At 71.9% G+C, this 15,179-nt stretch carries 15 protein-coding genes; 9 read left to right on the top strand and 6 right to left on the bottom strand.

The features are described 5' to 3' along the window. Positions 1-40 precede the first annotated feature (40 nt). Positions 41-622 (top strand): Uma2 family endonuclease, encoded by a 582-nt coding sequence (locus OG349_RS20655; RefSeq protein WP_327236015.1) that lies wholly within the window; start codon positions 41-43, stop codon positions 620-622. Here OG349_RS20655 and OG349_RS20650 read toward each other — a convergent pair. Together OG349_RS20650 and OG349_RS20645 are read right to left on the bottom strand one after the other, a co-directional pair. Continuing rightward, positions 551-1,084, bottom strand: a complete 534-nt coding sequence (locus OG349_RS20650; protein WP_327236014.1) for a GNAT family N-acetyltransferase — start codon at positions 1,082-1,084, stop codon at positions 551-553. The genes OG349_RS20655 and OG349_RS20650 overlap by 72 nt on opposite strands. A gap of 53 nt (positions 1,085-1,137) precedes the next feature. Next, entirely contained in the window at positions 1,138-2,031 is an 894-nt protein-coding gene (locus OG349_RS20645; protein WP_327236013.1) for an aminoglycoside phosphotransferase family protein, read from the bottom strand. A 68-nt stretch (positions 2,032-2,099) separates the two neighbouring features. On the opposite strand from OG349_RS20645, the gene OG349_RS20640 reads away from it, so the two are divergent. Beyond that, positions 2,100-3,506, top strand: coding sequence for an NAD(P)/FAD-dependent oxidoreductase (locus OG349_RS20640; RefSeq protein ID WP_327236012.1), 1,407 nt, complete (start codon positions 2,100-2,102; stop codon positions 3,504-3,506). 109 nt (positions 3,507-3,615) lie between these two features. On the opposite strand, the gene OG349_RS20635 is transcribed toward OG349_RS20640, so the two are convergent. After that, positions 3,616-5,769 (bottom strand): restriction endonuclease, encoded by a 2,154-nt coding sequence (locus OG349_RS20635; RefSeq protein WP_327236011.1) that lies wholly within the window; start codon positions 5,767-5,769, stop codon positions 3,616-3,618. 261 nt (positions 5,770-6,030) lie between these two features. Here OG349_RS20635 and OG349_RS20630 point away from each other — a divergent pair, with 261 nt between their 5' ends. From OG349_RS20630 to OG349_RS20620, 3 genes are all read left to right on the top strand, one after another. Next, on the top strand, positions 6,031-6,471 hold the full coding sequence (locus OG349_RS20630; RefSeq protein ID WP_327236010.1) for a CBS domain-containing protein: 441 nt from the start codon (positions 6,031-6,033) through the stop codon (positions 6,469-6,471). A gap of 100 nt (positions 6,472-6,571) precedes the next feature. Then, positions 6,572-8,425: an MOSC and FAD-binding oxidoreductase domain-containing protein gene (locus tag OG349_RS20625; protein WP_327236009.1), complete on the top strand. Its 1,854-nt coding sequence runs from the start codon at positions 6,572-6,574 to the stop codon at positions 8,423-8,425. A 129-nt stretch (positions 8,426-8,554) separates the two neighbouring features. Then, on the top strand, positions 8,555-10,555 hold the full coding sequence (locus tag OG349_RS20620) for an Ig-like domain repeat protein (RefSeq protein WP_327236008.1): 2,001 nt from the start codon (positions 8,555-8,557) through the stop codon (positions 10,553-10,555). A gap of 4 nt (positions 10,556-10,559) precedes the next feature. Here OG349_RS20620 and OG349_RS20615 read toward each other — a convergent pair whose 3' ends face one another. Continuing rightward, positions 10,560-10,955 (bottom strand): alpha/beta fold hydrolase, encoded by a 396-nt coding sequence (locus OG349_RS20615; RefSeq protein WP_327236007.1) that lies wholly within the window; start codon positions 10,953-10,955, stop codon positions 10,560-10,562. After that, positions 10,916-11,611 (bottom strand): histone deacetylase, encoded by a 696-nt coding sequence (locus OG349_RS20610; protein ID WP_327236006.1) that lies wholly within the window; start codon positions 11,609-11,611, stop codon positions 10,916-10,918. Before OG349_RS20610 ends, OG349_RS20615 begins: the two co-directional genes overlap by 40 nt. A 29-nt stretch (positions 11,612-11,640) precedes the next feature. Between OG349_RS20610 and OG349_RS20605 the strand changes: the two genes are divergently transcribed. Together OG349_RS20605 and OG349_RS20600 are read left to right on the top strand one after the other, a co-directional pair. Beyond that, the gene (locus OG349_RS20605; RefSeq protein ID WP_327236005.1) at positions 11,641-12,051 is read left to right on the top strand and encodes a CPCC family cysteine-rich protein; all 411 of its coding nucleotides are present in this window, start codon (positions 11,641-11,643) and stop codon (positions 12,049-12,051) included. An 89-nt stretch (positions 12,052-12,140) separates the two neighbouring features. Further along, on the top strand, positions 12,141-12,392 hold the full coding sequence (locus tag OG349_RS20600) for a hypothetical protein (protein ID WP_327236004.1): 252 nt from the start codon (positions 12,141-12,143) through the stop codon (positions 12,390-12,392). A gap of 36 nt (positions 12,393-12,428) precedes the next feature. On the opposite strand, the gene OG349_RS20595 is transcribed toward OG349_RS20600, so the two are convergent. Further along, positions 12,429-12,869, bottom strand: coding sequence for a hypothetical protein (locus OG349_RS20595; protein WP_327236003.1), 441 nt, complete (start codon positions 12,867-12,869; stop codon positions 12,429-12,431). 185 nt (positions 12,870-13,054) lie between these two features. Here OG349_RS20595 and OG349_RS20590 point away from each other — a divergent pair, with 185 nt between their 5' ends. After that, a complete protein-coding gene (locus tag OG349_RS20590) occupies positions 13,055-13,870 on the top strand; it encodes a DUF899 family protein (protein ID WP_327236002.1) in 816 nt (271 codons plus the stop codon). 245 nt (positions 13,871-14,115) lie between these two features. Next, the gene (locus OG349_RS20585; RefSeq protein WP_327236001.1) at positions 14,116-15,099 is read left to right on the top strand and encodes an LPXTG cell wall anchor domain-containing protein; all 984 of its coding nucleotides are present in this window, start codon (positions 14,116-14,118) and stop codon (positions 15,097-15,099) included. Positions 15,100-15,179: the final 80 nt, after the last annotated feature.

Below are 15,179 nucleotides of genomic sequence, written 5' to 3'. Positions count from 1 at the left end.
ACGGCATCGCCCCGGCCGGCAGGATCGCTAGGCTCGTCCCATGACCGCGTTGCCCGACTGGATGCGCCCGCCGCGCGCGGAAGGCTGGTTCGCGGAGGATCTGGACCACCTCCCCGAGGCCCCACGCCACACCGAGCTGATCGACGGAGCACTCGTCTTCCTGTTGTCGCCGCGGCGGTGGTGGCACAGCCGCCTCGTCACCGCGCTCACGGTCGCCCTCATGGACCAGGCCGTCGAAGGTGTCGAGATCGAGCAGGGCATGACGATCCGCCTCGACGCCCGCAACCGTCCCCAGCCGGACGTGCTGGCGACCACCGCCCCGTATGACGCGAACCGCACCTGGTTCGCTCCGGAGGACGTCCGACTCGTTGTCGAGGTCGTCTCCCCCGAGTCCGCCCACCGGGACCGCACGGTGAAACTCCTCAAGTACGCGAAGGCCGGCATTCCGCATCACTGGCGCGTCGAGGACGAGGCCGGATCTCCGGTGGTCCACGTCTACGAACTCGACGAGCCGACCGCCACCTACGTACCCACCGGAATCTTCCGGGACTCACTCCACGTCGCGCTGCCCTTCGAGGTCACCCTCGACCTCGGGAAGCTCACTCCGCCCCGTCGCGCCTGAAAGCCTGACCAGCGCGTCGTCCGTCAGCCGGTTCATGGTCCACCCCGTCATCGACACCGCTCCGAGTGAGCGGTAGAACTCCACGGCGGGCGTGTTCCAGTCCAGGACCGACCATTCGAGGCGTTCGTAGCCGCGGGTCACGCAGATGCGGGCCAGTTCGGTCAGGAGTGCCCTGCCGTGGCCGGTGCCTCGGTGGGTGGGGCGTACGTACAGGTCTTCCAGGTGGATGCCGTGGACGCCCCGCCACGTGGAGAAGTTGAGGAACCACAGCGCGAAGCCGGCCGGTTCGCCGTCGGGGGTTTCCGCGATGTGGGCGAACGCGGCGGGGTGCTCGCCGAACAAGGCCTCGCGGAGTTGGGTCTCGGTGGCGCGGGCCTCGTCGGGGGCCTTCTCGTAGAGGGCGAGTTCGCGGACCATCGTGTGGATCACCGGGACGTCGGCCACTGTGGCGGTACGAATCATGGGGACAGCTTGCCTGGTGGGGGGTGGGCGGGTGGCACTCGGCCCCGCCCGCGTCAGCGGCCCAGCAGGGCGTGCGCCACCGACACCTGGTCCGGGTGGAGGGTCCGCTCGCCGTCCGCCACGTCCCACAGGCTGTTCTGGAGCACGCGGCCCAGCGTCCAGGCCCGGGCCCGCTGCCGGTCCAGGGCCAGGACCTCCGTCATGAGGTCGAAGCGCCACAGCGTCTCGGCCGCGTCGAAGCGGTTGTCGAGCGCGGGCATCAGGTCGAAGCCCGGGTCGCCGGACAGCGGCTTGGGGTCGATCGCCAGCCACGGGCCGCGGGGGTCGCCCGGAAGGGTGGCCAGTACGTTCTCGTAGTGCAGGTCCCAGTGCAGCAGCCGGTCCCCCGGCTCCCCCGCCACCTCGCGCACCGCCGCCGCGCAGTCCCGCAGCAGGGCCCGCTCCGCCGCGTCCGGCAGCCGCGCCGACAGGGCCGGTACGGTGTCCAGCATCCGCGCGGCCACGTCACCGAGGCTCCGTACCTCCGGCGGCGCCGGGACCGCCGTCAGCCGTGCCAGCAGCTCGGCGATGACCCGTACCGCCTCCCGCGACTCCACCCCCGACAGGTCGCGCGTGGAGTCCAGCGCCTCCAGGAGCAGCGCGCCGGTCACGGGGTCGTGGCGCAGCAGCCGTACCGCCCCGGCGCCCTCCCACAGCCGCAGCGCCACCGGCTCGCCCACGGACTCGTCGTCCAGCAGCTGGAGCTTGAGCATCGCGGCCGTGCCGTCCGCCTGCTCCACCGGCAGCACCAGTGCGCACATGCCGTACATGGCGGGGCCCGTGAGGCGCAGCTCCCACCGTTCCACGAAGTCCGCCGCCAGGTCCGGCAGCCCCGCGACGAACGCGCGGCCCGCTTCCCCGTTGGCCTTCGACTGGGTACGGGCCAGCTCCTCCGGGATCTCGATCACGGGGAGAACTCTAGGTGAGCGCGGACAAGCATGGACAAGGGCGACGGCTCAGGCGTATGAACAGCCCCATGAGCACGACGAAGAGCGGCCCGACCGTGAACGGCGGTATCTCCTTCTGGTACGCGGAAGGCGGCGTCCCCGCCCCCCGCGAGCCCCTGCCGGGCGACGCGACCGCCGACGTCTGCATCGTGGGCGGCGGCTACACCGGGCTCTGGACGGCGTACTACCTCAAGAAGGCCGCCCCCTTCCTCCACATCACCGTGCTGGAGGCGAAGTTCTGCGGGTACGGCGCCTCCGGGCGCAACGGCGGCTGGCTCTACAACGGCATCGCGGGCCGCGACCGCTACGCGCGCCTGCACGGCCACGACCAGGCCGTACGGCTCCAGCGGGCGATGAACGACACGGTGGACGAGGTCGTCCGCGCCGCCGCCGAGGAGAAGATCGACGCGGACATCCACCGGGGCGGGGTCCTCGAAGTCGCCCACACGCCCGCCCAGCTGGCCCGTCTCCAGGCGTTCCACTCCGCGGAGACCGCGTTCGGCGAGACCGACCGGGTCCTGCGCGGGGCCCGCGAGACGGCGGAACGTATCCGCGTCACCGGAGCCGTCGGCTCCACCTGGACCCCGCACGGCGCCCGGCTGCACCCCGTCAAGCTGGTCACGGGGCTCGCGGCGGCCGTCGAGGCGCTGGGTGTCACCATCCACGAGTCGACACCGGTGACGGAGATCAGGCCGAAGTACGCGGTCACGCCGTACGGTACGGTCCGCGCCCCGTACATCCTGCGCTGCACCGAGGGCTTCACTGCCGCGCTCAAGGGCTCCCGCCGCACCTGGCTCCCCATGAACTCCTCGATGATCGCCACCGAGCCGCTGTCCGACGAGGTCTGGGACACCATCGGCTGGGAGGGGCGCGAGACGCTGGGCGACATGGCGCACGCGTACATGTACGCGCAGCGCACGGCGGACGGCCGGATCGCGCTCGGCGGGCGGGGGCACCCGTACCGCTTCGGCTCCAGGACCGACAACGACGGCCGTACGCGGCCCGCCACCGTCGAGGCGCTGCGCGAGATCCTGGTCCGCTTCTTCCCGACCACGGCCGGCGTCCACATCGACCACGCGTGGTCGGGCGTCCTCGGCGTGCCCCGCGACTGGTGCGCGACCGTCACCCTGGACCGCGCCACGGGCCTGGGCTGGGCGGGCGGGTACGTCGGCTCGGGCGTCGCGACCGCCAACCTCGCCGCGCGCACCCTGCGAGACCTGGTGCGGCAGGACTCCGGGCAGTCGGGCGCGACCGAACTGACCACGCTCCCGTGGGTGAACCACAAGGTCCGCGCGTGGGAACCGGAGCCGTTCCGGTGGCTGGGCGTCCACGGCATGTACGCGGCCTACCGCACGGCGGACCGCCGCGAGTCGACGGCCCGCAGCACCGCCACGGACCCGATCGCCCGGGTGGCGGACCGGTTGTCGGGGCGGTGAGGGGGCAGCGGATGCGGGGCGGTGAAAGGGGCGGCGGGGGCGGGACGGTGAGAGGCGGTCGGCCTCCGGTGGCGGGACCGTGTGCCCCGCCACCGGACGTACGCCCCCGCTACTCCGTGTCGATCCCGAAGTCCCCCACCAGGCCGCCCAGTCCGCTGCGGTAGCCCTTTCCGCCCGGTACGAAGTCCCAGTCGCCGCCCGCGCGGCGGCGGAACGAGCCCAGAACCAGGGCCGTTTCCCCGGGGCGGCCGTCCGAGACGTCCAGGCGGTCCAGCTCCGTACCCGCGCGGTCCCGTAGGCGGATGCCCGCCTCGATGAAGCCCGACAGGTCCGCTTCCGGGTTCACCACCGGGTCGACCGCCGCCACCATCACCAGCCGGTCGGCGGCCGTCGGGAGGGCGTCGAACGCCACCCGTATCGCGGCCCGGTCGCCCGCCGCCGCGGGGACCATCCGGACCGAACCGTCCGGTGTCCGCTCGTTGTTGAAGAAGACGAAGTGGTCGTCGCTCAGGACCCGGCTCCCCCGGCACACCAGCGCGCACACGTCCAGGGCCACCGTCCCCGCCCATGTCATGCCCAGCGTGTTGAAGTCGTCCGGGTCGGTGGGCGTGTTGGGGGTGGTTCCAGGGCTGTTGTGGGTGGTTCCAGGGGTGTGCGGGGTGGTCCCGGCCGGTGGTGACGTGGTGGTGGACGTCGGTGCGGCACCCCCGTCCCCCAACCGCCCCCGCAGACCGTGCTGGTGGAGCAGGTCCACCAGCTCCGTGCCCGAAATCAGCGTCAGGGGCTTGCCGTTGGCGAAGGTGTACGAGCCCGGCCCGAAGCCCGACGTCGTCACCAGCACGCCCTTGTTCGCACCGGCGCCCTGCACCGTGCCGTACAGGTCGCGTACCGCGCTCGGCGACACCGTCCCGCGATAGCGCTTCACCTGCACGATGATCTTTCCGCCGCTGATCGGGTCCGGGTCGAGGGCGTCCACGTCCACCCCGCCGTCGTTGGAGCGCTGCGTCATCACCGCCCGCATCCCCCGCGCCCGGAACAACTCCGCGACCAGGCTCTCGAACTCCACCGGATCCATCGCCAGCAGATCCGGCTCCTCACCGCCCCCGTGCGACACCACCCCCGAGCCCACCTCGTCCGGCCGCCGCACCGGCCGTACCGCCGCCCGCTGGTCGGGCCGCGCCGACAACTGCCCCCGCAGCCCCTCCGCCAGGCAGTCCACCGCGCTGACCAGCTCCAGGTTCAGGCCGTCGAACGCGTCCCGTTCGGCCAGCACCGACGCCAGGCACACCCGCGCCCGCCGCCCCGTCGCCGGATCGAAGTCGTCCACGAACCCGTTCAGCGCGACCGAACGCACCGTACGGAACTCGTCCGCCGCGAACAGGTCGCGCAGCACCAGCAGCACACACTGCGCCAACACCGCCCGGTACAGCGCCCGTCGCTGCGTCACCGGCCTGGCCGACTCCTTGTCCTGGTCCAGGCTCGGCGCGAACCGCACCGCCTTCACCTCCGGCACCACCGCGTACCCCGGCAGCTCCCAGTCGAGCACCAACTGCCCCGCCCCACGGTCGAAAGCGGCCGACACCTGGCGCGGAAAGTCCTCCGGCCAGCCGGTGGACGCGTAGAGCGCCGCCGAGAAGTACTCCACCACCGTCTCGGGATCCCCCGCCCGCAACGCCTCCACCGTCGCCGCGACCCCCGCGTTGTACGCCCGCACCTCCGCCAGCCGACCCCGCGCCCACGCGTCGTACTGCCGCCGGTACGCGCCCAGTTGCTCCAGCCGCCGCCCCTCCGCCTGCTGCGCCGCGTGCAGATCGTGCGCGTACCTGGCCTGCGCCTCCTGCTGCGCCGCCGCGCGCCGCCCGGCCGTCCAGCCGCCGGCCTGCGGCTGGTAGCGCGCCGGATCCGGCAGCGGCACCGGATACGCCAACTGCCCCGGCGCGAACGGCTCGATCTCCTCCACACGGGTCAGCGCGGACGTACGGAAGGCGGGGGCCCGGCACCCGGCCGCCAGCAAGCCCTCCAACACCGCCACACACGCGTCGAGTTCCTCCGTACGGCGCCGCGCCTCGGCCTCCCGCTGCCGCCGGTACTCCGCCTGCTGCTCCCGGCCGTACCGCGCCACCTCACGTGCGTACGCCCGCTGTTGCCGTTCCGTGTCCCGCTGCTGCCGGAACGCCGCCCGCTCCTGCGCCTCCCGCTGCCGCTGTTGCTGCCGCTGCGCCTCGGCCCAGACCCCGATCAGTCCGCTGGAACGACGACTCATACGGTCACACCCCTCCCCACGGGGCCGCCCGTCCCCGGACCCCGCCCACAAACACCCAGAACACACCCAGAAACCACCAGTCTCCCGGACCTGACGGCTCCGGGACCCGCACCCGTGAAATTTCCCCCGGCGGGATGCGCGGAGAGGCGGGGCTCCCGCCGCGGATGCGGATACGCGGCGGCTGTTCCATGCTGGAAAGGGCGGCTGTCCCATCCCGGACAGGACAGCGTCGATGTCCGTCGAGTCCGAGCGGAGCCCTCGATGCACCACAATCGAGCAGTCGCGGCCCACCTCGTGCGCGATCGGATGAGCCGCGAACCCGTCACCGTCCCGCCGTACATGTCGCTCACGGCGGTGGCTTCCTGCATGCGGGATTCCGATGTCGGCTGCGTCTTCGTCACTTCGGGCGACGAACTGCACGGACTCGTCACGGACCGTGACATCGCCGTACGGATCACCGCCGAGGGGACCCTCGCGGGCGTCGCCACGGCGCTCGAAGCCTGCTCGGGTGACCTGGTGACGGTGACCCCCGGGATGTCGGTCTGCCAGGCGGCGGACCTCATGAGCGCGCACTCGGTCCGCCGTATCCCCGTCGTGGAGGAACGGCGGCTCGTAGGGGTGCTCACGCTGGGAGACATCGCGGACACACCGCACGCCCAGGAGGTGCTGATCGCCCTCAGCCGCACCGAGGCCAACCACTGAGCGAGCACACAAGGCAGTCGAGCAGGGCGGTCAAGCAAGGCACGCGAGCAAAGCAGTCGAGCAAGGCAGTCACCGAGCGAGCGGGAGCGAGGCGAGAGACGTGGCCACGCTGACTTCCATGAACGTCGGCATGCCCCAGGACGTCCCGTGGCACGGCCGTACCGTGCACACCGGAGTCTGGAAGTACCCCGTCGACGGCCCCCGCACGGCACGCCGCCTGAACATCGACGGCGACGGCCAGGGCGACCTGGAGGGGCACGGCGGCGAGCACCGCGCGGTGCTGGTGTACCAGACCGACTCGTACCGCCACTGGGAGAAACACCTGGGCCGCGACCGGATCGAGACCGGGCAGTTCGGCGAGAACCTCACCGTCGACGGGCTGCCGGACGACGAGGTGTGCATCGGTGACCGGTACCGGATCGGCGACGCGGTGTTCGAGGTCAGCCAGCCGCGCGTGACCTGCTACCGGGTAGGCCTGCGGATGGAGGAGCCGCAGATGGCGGCCCTGCTCGTGTCGCACCGGCGGCCCGGCTTCTACATGCGCGTGGTCGTCGAGGGCGAGATCGAGGCGGGGCAGGAGATCGTGAAGGTCGCCGACGGGGCGGAGGGGATGACGGTCGCGGACATCGACTCCCTCCTCTACCTGCCGGGGCACCCGAGGGACGACCTCGACCGCGCCCTGCGCATCTCCTCGCTCAGCCCCGGCTGGCAGGCCTCACTGCGGAGCCTCAAGGAGCAGTCCGCCAAGGAACAGGCCGGCGGCGCCCCGGCGGGCTCGTCCGGCAACACCGGGCTGACCACGGCCGCGAGCAGCCCGCCGCCCGCCTGGTCGGGCTTCAGGCCGCTGCGGGTCGACGACATCAGGGAGGAGAGCCACAGTGTGTTCTCCCTGACGCTGTCGGCCACCGACGGCTCCCGGCTGCCGGCGTGGCTGCCCGGCCAGTCCGTCACGCTGCGGCTGCGTCCCGAGGATCCTGAGAGCCCCGGGGGTGTGGGGTCGCCGCTGATCCGCAGCTATTCGCTCTCCAACGACCCCGGCGACGGCCGGTACCGCATCAGTGTGAAGCAGGAGCCGCACGGCGCCGCCAGCACGCTCATCCACACGACGGTACGGGTGGGCGACACGCTGGACGTGGCCGCGCCGCGCGGCACGTTCTTCCTGACCGACAGCGAACGCCCCGTGGTGCTGGCGTCCGCCGGGGTGGGCGCCACACCGGTTCTCGCGATGCTGCACGCGCTGGCGGACACGGGCGGGGACCCATCCACGGGTACGGATACGGGCACGGGCACGCGTACGGGCTCCCCCCGCGAGGTCTGGTGGCTCCACGGCGCCCGCGAGCGCGCCGAACACGCCTTCGCCGCCGAGAGCCGCGAACTGCTGGACCGGCTCCCCGCGAGCCACTCGTACATCTGCTACAGCCGCCCGGCCGACCACGACCGGCAGGGCGTCGACTACACCACGCCCGGCCACCTCTCCGCCGACACCCTCCGCGGCGTCGGACTGCCGGCCGACGCCGACGCGTACCTCTGCGGCCCGGTGGGGTTCATGGACGACCTCACCGCCGGTCTCAACCGGTACGGGATGGCGCCCGACCGGATCCACGTCGAGACGTTCGGCGCGGGAGCCGCGCTGAACCCCGGGGTGAACCCGACGGAACAACACGACCCGCACGCGCCCGCCGAACCCCCCGCGGCGCCGGGTCCTGACGTGTCGTTCAGCCGCAGCGGTCTCACCGTGCCCTGGGACCCCCGGTACGCGAGCCTGCTCGAACTGGCCGAGGCGTGCGACGTACCCACCCGCTGGTCGTGCCGTACCGGCGTCTGCCACAACTGCGAGAGCGCCCTGCTGTCCGGGGGCGTCGCGTACGACCCGAATCCGGTCGAGCCGCCGGCCGAGGGCGACGTACTGATCTGCTGCTCGCGTCCGAGGGACGCCGTCGTGCTGGATCTGTGACCGGCGGAAACCCCCCTCCCCGGAAACCCACTGCCCTCCTGTCGGACCCGTGCCCTAGGCTGACACCAACCGCTCCCCGCGATCCGCGGGTGACTTGATGCGGTCATTACCTGGGGGGTAATCACCACAGTGCGCACGCGCACCCTCGCGGCCGCGACCTCGCTCGCGGTCCTCTTCAGCTCGGCCGCGCTCGTCGCGGCCACGGCGGCCCCTGCCGCCGCCGACTCCGCCAAGACCCTCTCCCTGAAGTCCGCGGGCGACGTCCTGGTCGACGGTCTCCACCAGCGCGTCTACGTCTCCGACCCGACCAGCGGCAAGCTCGTCGTCACCGACTACGCGGGTACGGTCCAGAAGACCGTCACGGGTCTGCCGGGCGTCGACGGCCTGGCCCTCTCGGCCGACTCGGGTCAGGTGTACGCGGCTGTCGCGGCCTCGAACCGGATCGTGTCGGTGGACACGGCCACGTACACGAAGACCGCCGAGTACACCCTCGGCGACGCCAAGAACCCGCGGAGCCTCGCCGTCGCCGGGGGCAAGCTCTGGTTCGGGTACGGGCTGGACTCCTCCGGCAACCTCGGCTCGCTCGACCTGTCCGGGGCCGAGCCGGTCGTGGCACTCGACCAGGACGGCGCCATGTCGTCGTACCTGCCGCCGCTCCTCGGGTCCGACCCGGCCGCGCCCGGCCTGCTGGCCGTGGGCGAACGCGGGCAGAGCACGGTCGCGCTGTACGACGTGACGTCCGGCAGCGCGGTGCTGCGGGTCCTCGACGGCAACCCGGGCAACGAGGGCAGCAACCTCCGCGACCTCGACATCTCGCCCGACGGCACGGAGGTGGTCACGGCCGCCGGCTATCCGTACTACAACCCGGCCTACTCCACCACCGACCTGCACGAGCTGCGCCGCTACCCGTCCAATGACTACGGCAGTTCGGTCGCGATCGGCCCGAAGGGCGCCGTCGCGTCGGGCACAAGCTCCTGGTACGGCCCGGACCTGCACCTCTACGAGCAGGGCTCCACCACCGCGATCCGTGAGTACGAGTACGGCAACACGGGCAACAGCAGCGGCGGCGACACCCAGGTCGACGGGGCGCTGGCCTGGGCCCCGGACGGCAGCCGCGTCTTCGCCGTCTCGGAGAACAGCAACGGCGTGTACTCGCTGCGGTCGTACACCGACCCCACCAAGTACCTGCCCAAGCTCACCGTCGCCGCCCCCGCCAAGGCGACCCGCGCCAAGAAGCTCACCGTCACCGGCAAGCTGACCTCGGCGAAGGCCCTTCCGGCGGGTACGGCCCTGACCGTCACGCGCACGGACATCGACTCGCCCAAGGGCAAGGTGCTGCCCGGTGTGAAGACGACGGCGAACGGTTCCTTCGCCTTCGCGGACACCCCGCCGGCCGGCGGCAAGGTGAAGTACACGGTGGCGTACGCGGGTGACGCGACGCACACGAAGGTCTCGGCGTCCGACACCGTGGAGGTCTCGCGTACCGCGACGAGCCTCACCCTGAACAACAACGGCAAGCTCTACTCGTACGGCGCGGACGTCTCCTTCACCGCGCACCTCGGCAAGACGTACAAGAGCCGTACGGTCGAGATCTACGCCGACCCGTTCGGCGCGGACAAGCCGAAGCGGCTGGTCAAGTCCGGCAAGGTCAACTCCAAGGGCAACCTGTCGGTCACCGTCGACATGACGCGTGACACCACCCTCACGGCCGTCTTCGCGGGCGACTCGCGCTCGGCGTCCAAGTCGGTCAAGTCGACCGGGTTCGCCAAGGTCAAGATCTCCACGGCCGTCTCCAAGCACTACAAGACGGGCAAGATCGGCTCCACGAAGTACTACTGGTTCCGTGAGACCAGCGACCCGCTCCTGACCACGACCATGAGCTACTACCAGGGCCGCCACCAGCGGTTCGAGCTCCAGGTCTACTCCGGCGGCACGTGGTACCCGGCGGGCGACCCGGAGTACTTCGCGCTGGGCGGCAACGGGAAGTCGGCGGTGAAGCTGGGCGGCCCCGGCAAGGGCGGGGCGGGAATCCGGGCCCGGGTGCGGTCGGCGTACATCAACGCTTCGTCGGGGGACAGTGTGAACTCGTCGACGTACGGGGCGTGGCAGTACCTGTACTTCACCAAGTAGGCGCTCAGCACTGACGCTCAGTACTGACGCTCAGTACTGATGAATGACGGTGTCCCGGACCTCGGAAGGAACGAGGTCCGGGACACTTTCGTCTTCCCGTCAGGCGGAGCACCTCCGCGAAGTTGCCTGGGAGGAGGGGCTGGTCGACGTTGACGACGCCCCGGGCGGGGTACGCCGCGGCGTAGAGCGTTGCCAGGACACCGCCGAGCGAGTGCCCCGCGACGACGGGCGCGTCGAGTCCGGCGCCGGTGACCGCCTCGTGCACGACGGCGGCGATCTCGTCGGAGCGGTAGGAGGCGCGGCGGGGCGAGCCGCCGTGGCCGGGCAGATCGAAGGAGACCACCCGGCGGCCGACCGCCGCTACCCGCCCACCAACCCCCTGATCTCCCGCTCCGTCCACCGCCCGGACACACCGGAACACGCCGCCACGTACGCCACGACCGTCTCCACATCCCACGCACCCGCCGCGAGCAGCCCCCGCCCCAGGAAGGCCAGATACGCGGCGGACGGGGCGTTCGGCTCGACGTCCCCGACCCCCCAGTGCGCCGTGAACGTCACCACCGGCGCCCCGTCGAGCGCCCCCGGGCACACCAGCGTCTCGTAACGCCCCTCACCCCGCACCACCCGCCCGCCGCTCACCACCCCGGCCAGGTCGAGATCGGTGCCCGGCTCCCCGTACATCTCCTGCGCGGCGATGTCCGAGAACTGCCCGGCCGTGACCAGGTGGGCCCTGCCCAGCACGCGCCCCGGGGCGTCGGGATCGTAGAACGCCCGTCCACCGCCCCACACGGGCGACTCGGTGGCGAAGTACACCGCGCCCGCGACCTCCACCGGCACGGACCGTTCCGGCGGCCGTGGGTCGCGGCAGCCCCGGTACGCCCTGGCCGCGCCGGGCGGGCGGCCGCCGGTGAGGTAGTACGCGAGCCGGCCGAGGTCCACGTTGGAGCCGTACGACAGGTACCAGACCTGGCGCGGGGACGCGTGACCGGTGGTCGCCGTCTCCTCGATGACGATCTCCTCGATCACGGTCTCCTCGATGACGCGAAGGCGCTCCATGGGGCTCCCACCGGGTTCAGACTGCGCTGGTGAGAAATCCATACCCCTGCCCCTGCTGCGGCCATCGCGTCCTCGACGAGATGCCCGGTTCCCACGAGATCTGCCCCATCTGCTTCTGGGAGGACGACGGCGTCCAGTTCCGCTGGCCCTCGATGGCCGGCGGTGCCAACCGCATATCGCTGCTGGACGCCCAGCGGAACTTCCAGGACTTCGGCGCGTGCGACGAGCACGGCAAGCGGTACGTACGTCCCCCGGCGGAGAACGAGACGCTCGACCCGGCCTGGCGTCCCATCGACCCGTCGCGGGACTCCTTCGAGGAGTGGGAGGGCCCGGAGAACGTGGCGGCGGAGGACCGTACGCCCTGGCCCGAGGACCGCTCCGTGCTGTGCTGGTGGTTACCGGCCTTCTGGCGCCGCGACCTCCGGCCCGGAGCACACTGACCGACGCGGACTCTCCCACCTGTCGCCCGCCCACGCGGATCACTGCGTTCGGGTCATGACGATCACGACGGTCACGTACGAGTGGCGGGGTGACTTCGACAACGCGGCTCTCGGCGAGCTGCTCGCCGGGGGATTCGGGCCCCGGTGGGAGACTCCGCGGCACGCGGGGCCGAGCGGGCGGCGCCCACCGACTGGGCGCCACGCTGCTGCGGACGGCCGCCGAGCGCGCCCGCGCGGCGGGATGCGACTGGCTGCACGTGGACTTCGAGGAACACCTGCGGTCCTTCTCCTTCGACGCCTGCGGTTTCCGGCCGTCGGCGGCGGGCCTGATCGCCTTGTGACCGGCCTGAAGGCTCGGCCTCCGCGGTGGTACGGCTTCACTCCCCCGGAGAGGAAAGCTGTTCCCGTACCCACTCGACGTCCGGGTTGGTACGGGACCGGCCCGCCACCACCACCGTCGGCACGGTCTCGTCGCCCCCGTTGGCCGCCCTCACCACCGCCGCCCCGTCCGGATCGCGCCAGATATCGACCCAGTGTGCCCGGCGGGCGTCACGGCCCAACCGGAGGCGCAGGCACAGGCAGTACGCGCAGCCCGACCGCCAGAACACGACCGGCCGGCCGTCGGCCGCGCTGCGGCGTCCGGCCTCCAGCGCGCCGACCGACCTCGGGAACACCAGGGGCGAGTGCACGCCCGCGAGCGGCACGAACACCAGCAGGACCGCCGCGGCTCCCCAGGGGCTTCCCCGGAGGGCCGCCGCGGCCGCGACGACCGATCCGCAGAGCACCAGCAGTGTCGGCAGCACCCACGCGCGCATCATGACGACGCAGGCTAGCGACTCGCCGCGCGTTCGTGGGCGCGGGCGTGGCGGCAGCGATGAGTTCCGGCCGGATGGCCAGTCTGTTCCGGTGAGGGTCGTACGGCGTCGTGACCGTCGTGACCGTCGCGACGCCGTGTCGTACAGCACCAGGACCCGGACAGACACCACCCACCCCGGAGGATTCCATGACCACCACCCCCCGCGACCCGGGCAACGACCTCCCGGGCAAGCCGCCCGTCGTCGACCTGGCCACCTGGCAGGCGGCCCGTGACGAGCTGCTGGTCCGCGAGAAGGCGCACACCCACGAGGGCGACGCGATCGCCGCGGCCCGGCGGCGGCTGCCGATGGTGGAGTTCGACGGGTCGGTGGAGGTCGTCGGGCCCGACGGCCCGGTGCCGTTCCTGGACCTGTTCCAGGGGCGCGACGAACTCGTCGTGTACCAGCACATGTGGTACGACGACACACCCCACCAGGGGCAGTGCGAGGGCTGCACCACTACGGCCTGGCACGTGAAGGACGCCGTCTACCTCAACGCGCGCGGCGTCTCGTTCGCCGTGCTGACGACGGGGCGTTGGGAGGAGGTGGCGTCCTTCGTCGCGTTCATGGGGTACACCGAGCCCTGGTACTCGGTGCGCGACGTGGGCGAGCCGGTCGGCGGAGAGATGGGATACCTCACCGCCTTCCTGCGCGACGGCGACCGCGTGTTCCTCACCTACTCCACCACCGGCCGGGGCAACGAGCCGGTCAACGGGTCCCTCGGCCTGCTCGACATGACGCCCTACGGCCGCGGCGAGGCGTGGGAGGACCACCCCGGGGGCCGGCGTGGGGCCGGTGACGTGCACGAGGGGCACCCGGCCGTGGACCACCAGGCCTGCTGGTACTGGCGGTCGGACGCCGACGGCGTCGCCACCTGGGGTCCGACGAGCCGCCCCGTACCCCAGTGGACCCGGCCCGGCGCCACTCCCGTGGAAACCCTCGGCCGGCACGGTCACTACCACTGACGCACCGAGGGACTCCTCACTGACCAGCGAATTGTGAGCGGTGTGACGGGAGTTGACACGCCGGCACCGCAGGACCCACGATGCCTGATGTGCTCCGGGGACCCGACCGTGGTTCCCCGAGCGCCCTCGACCATCCAGCCCTGCGCGGCATCAGTGTGCCCTCCCGAGAGGCTGTGCCCTTCTGGGAGGCGTCGCCTTTCCGCGTGCCCGCGCCGGGCTTTTGTGAAGCCAGGATTGGATTCTTCATGCCCAAAGCGAGTCATGTCACCATGTGGCGTCTGCTGGGGGTCAGCGCCGCGGCCGTCGCCCTGTCCGCCGTGGCCGCCACGTCCGCGTACGCGGGCGACTGCCCGGGCGGCGACGGCTGGGACAAGGGTCACCCCTCGGACTACAAGCCGGGGACGGGCGCCGGTGTGAAGACCGCGACGGACCGTTGTGAGTTCTCCCTCGACGGCGTGGCCTGGAAGGCCTCCGTCCAGGTCGACGACCTCAACCTCAAGCCGTCCGAGGACGGCAAGGTGCACGTGAAGGTCCGCGCCGCCGGCGACGCGGAGTCCTGCACGGCCTCGCTCGCCTCGTACCGTACGTTCGGGGCGACGTGGGCGACCTCCGGCGAGCAGGTCTTCCACGACTTCGACACCGTGAACGTGAAGCAGAGCGTGACCGACACCCTCGACATAGCCGTCCCGGACGTCGGCTGCTTCGCGCAGGTCGACCTCTACCGCGGCAGCGTCAAGTTCGACGGGAAGAAGGACGCGAACGACGGCTTCGAGCACGGCGACCTGCCGATCGGTCCGAGCCGTCCGGTCATCAAGGACAAGCTGATCGCGTCCTGGAACGGCGGTACGAAGGACTGCACCACGCAGACCGTCCCGACTCCCACGCCGACCCCCACGAAGACTCCGCCCGGGACGACCCCGGACACGACCCCGACTCCCACGAAGACTCCGCTCGCGACGACGACCCCGGACGCGACGCCGTCGACCACGGCGCCCGGGGCGGTCTCGCCCACGGAGACCGAGTCGGCGTCCCCGAACGCCTCCACCTCGGCCTCCGCGTCCGAGTCGGCGTCCCCGGTGGTCTCGACGTCCAGCAGCGCCCAGGGCGGACTCGCCGAGACGGGCAGCGGCGACGTCGTGGCGACCGCCACGGGTGCGGCGGCCCTGCTCGCCGTCGGCGGCGGGGTCCTCTTCTTCATGCGGCGTCGCGGAGAGGCCCGCTCGCACTGACGGCAGCGTCCCGGAAGAACACGTGACGCTCACGCGTGACACCGCGGCGTGACGAGGGGTGCGGCGGATGATCCGCCGCA

This window comes from Streptomyces sp. NBC_01317 (assembly GCF_035961655.1).
GTDB lineage: Bacteria > Actinomycetota > Actinomycetes > Streptomycetales > Streptomycetaceae > Streptomyces.
Note: the sequence above shows the minus strand (reverse complement) of the source record. Positions and strands in the feature narration are given on the sequence as shown.